3 protein-coding genes are annotated in these 2,717 nt (G+C 74.0%); all 3 read right to left on the reverse strand.

What is annotated here, in order from left to right; all coding sequences use genetic code 11:
* Nucleotides 1-42: 42 nt before the first annotated feature.
* The gene (locus AB0J68_RS30545) at nt 43-987 is read right to left on the reverse strand and encodes a beta-ketoacyl-ACP synthase III (RefSeq protein ID WP_354859465.1); all 945 of its coding nucleotides are present in this window, start codon (nt 985-987) and stop codon (nt 43-45) included.
* Nucleotides 984-1,940: an ACP S-malonyltransferase gene (locus AB0J68_RS30550; RefSeq protein WP_354859468.1), complete on the reverse strand. Its 957-nt coding sequence runs from the start codon at nt 1,938-1,940 to the stop codon at nt 984-986. The genes AB0J68_RS30545 and AB0J68_RS30550 overlap by 4 nt, the downstream gene beginning before the upstream one ends.
* A gap of 78 nt (nt 1,941-2,018) precedes the next feature.
* A partial coding sequence (locus AB0J68_RS30555) for a helix-turn-helix domain-containing protein (RefSeq protein WP_363942163.1) occupies nt 2,019-2,717 on the reverse strand: 699 nt, incomplete at its 5' end.

A 2,717-nucleotide genomic window follows, 5' to 3' on the forward strand; every position in this document is an offset into this window, starting at 1 on the left:
CGCCGACCGCCGCTCCTCGACGCGTACGCGCCCGAGGGGGTTTCAGGGGCAGCGGACGACCTGACCGGCGTAGGTCAGGCCGCCGCCGAAGCCGAACAGCAGCACCGGGGCGCCCGACGGCACCTCCCGGCGCTCGACCAGCTTCGACAGGGCCAGCGGCACGCTCGCCGCCGAGGTGTTGCCGGACTCGACAATGTCCTTCGCGATGATCGCGTTGGGGATGTTGAGCCGCTTGGCGATGCCGTCGATGATCCGGGCGTTGGCCTGGTGCGGCACGAAGGCGGCCAGCTCCGACGGGTCGACCCCGGCACGCTCGCACGCCTGCAGGGCCAGCGGCGCGAGCGCGGTGGTGGCCCAGCGGAACACCGCCTGCCCCTCCTGCTGGATGTACGGGCGCCAGCCCTCGATGCGGACCGCGTCGCTCTTCTCCGGCACGGAGCCCCAGACGACCGGGCCGATGCCGGCCGGCTCGTCCTCGGCCGTGGCGGTGACCACCGCGGCCCCCGCGCCGTCACCGAAGATGATGCAGGTGGAGCGGTCGGTCCAGTCGGTGAAGTCGGACAGCTTCTCGGCGCCGATGACTATCGCGTTGCGCGACGCCCCGGCCCGAATGGCGTGATCCACGGTACCCAGGGCGTACGCGAAGCCCGAGCAGGCGGTGTTGACGTCGAACGCGCCCGGCGCGGCGATGCCCAGCTTGGCGGCGACCCGGCAGGCCACGTTGGGGCTGCGGTCGATCGAGGAGCAGGTGGCGACCACGACCAGGTCGATGTCGGCGGCGGTGAGCCCCGAGTTGGCCAGCGCCTTGCCGGCGGCCGCGGCGGCCATGTCGGCCACCGTCTCACCGTCGGCGATCCGCCGGGTGACGATGCCCACCCGGTCGCGGATCCACTCGTCGTTGGTGTCCACGAGCTGGGCGATGTCGTCGTTGGTCACCACCCGGGAGGGCTGGTAGTGCCCCATCGAGACGATGCGACTGCCGGTCATGAGTGTCCTCCGATGGGGGCGAGCGGTTGGCCCGGCGTGCCGTGGCGGGCGATCAGGTCCCGTGCGGCCGGCAGGTCGTCCGGGGTGTTCAGGGTGACGATCTCCGGGGCGCCCGCGCCCTTGAGCTCCCGCTTGACCAGACCGGCGAGGGTGCCGGCCGGGGGCAGCTCGATCACGCCGGTCACCCCGCGCTCGGCCAGCGTGCGCATGCACAGGTCCCAGCGCACCGGGGCGGTGACCTGGCGGACCAGCCGGCGCACCAGCTCCTGGCCGTCGGTGACGGCGGTGCCGTCGAGGTTCGACAACAGGATCCGGGCCGGGTCGGCGGGGGCGATCCCGGCGGCGACCGCGGCCAGCGCGGTCTCGGCCGGGGCCATGTACGGGGTGTGGAACGCGCCGGCCACCTGGAGTCGGATGACGCGGGTCTTCGCCGGCGGGTCGGCGGCGAACTTGTCCAGCCCGTCCAGCGCGCCGGCGGCGACGATCTGGCCGGCGCCGTTGCGGTTGGCCGGGTGCAGCCCGTGCGCGGCGATCGCGGCGAGCACCTCGTCCGGGTCGCCACCGAGCACGGCCGCCATTCCGGTCGGCTCCAGCGCGCACGCGGCCGCCATCTCCCGGCCCCGGATCCCGGCGAGGGTGAGCGCGGCTTCGGCCGAGAGCACCCCGGCCACCGCCGCGGCGCCCAGCTCGCCGACGCTGTGGCCGGCGGTGAGCGTCACGCCGTCCAGCGGCAGGTGCTCGGCGGCGAGCAGCGCCGCCGCGACGAGCAGCGGCTGGGTGCGGGCGGTGTCCTTGATCTCGTCGGCGTCCGCGGCGGTGCCCAGATGCACCAGGTCCACCCCGGCCAGCGCCGACCACCAGCGCAGTCGCGCCTCGGTGCCGGTCAGGTCGAGCCAGGGGGTCAGGAAGCCGGGTTTCTGGGAACCCTGGCCGGGACTAAGTACGGCGAGCACGCCTATGACTCTCCCGGATACGCGTGGGTAGCGCTGTGCCGAGGCCCACCAAACCGCACTAGAACCTTTGGAGGTTTCTCACAAAGATCGGCGAGGATCATCACTGCTTTGGGCGGATTTCCGGGCGGCCGGGGTCAATGTCTGGGTCGGGACCGCCGTGACCACCGGGACCACCGGATCCAGTCGACCGACGGTCAACGCCACCTGGAGGGCGAACGCGTCCCGGGGCGACAGCGGCGAGAAGCCGGTCACCTCGGCGATGCGGCGCAACCGGTAGCGCACCGTGTTCGGGTGCACGAACAGCGCCCGCGCCGCGCTCTCCAGCGTGCCACCGGCGGCCAGGAAGGCGTCCAGGGTCTCCAGCAGCTCGCCACCGGCGCGCACCAGCGTCGCGTACACGTCGTGGCGCAACCGGCGACGCGCCTCCGCGTCGCCGGCGAGGGCCCGCTCCGGCAACAGGTCCGCGGCCGGCACCGGCCGGGGGGCGGTCGGCCATGCCGGCGCCGCCCGGAAACCGGACAGCGCGGCCCGCGCCGACTCCGTCGCCTCATCCAGACTGGGTACGGCCGGACCGACCACCACCGGGCCGTCACCGAACGCGTCCAGCAGCTTGCCGGTGGCGCTCAGCGGATCCGCCGCGCCGCCCAGGACGATCACCAACCGGTCGCCGTGCACTCCGCCGATCACCTCGACGCCGATCCGCCGCGCCTGCCGGTACACCACGTGCAGCACGGCGGAGACCTCGCCGCCGGGGGAGCGGCCGACCGCCACCGCGAC

Origin of the sequence: Micromonospora sp. NPDC049580 (genome assembly GCF_040675595.1) — a bacterium.
Taxonomy (GTDB): Bacteria; Actinomycetota; Actinomycetes; order Mycobacteriales; family Micromonosporaceae; genus Micromonospora.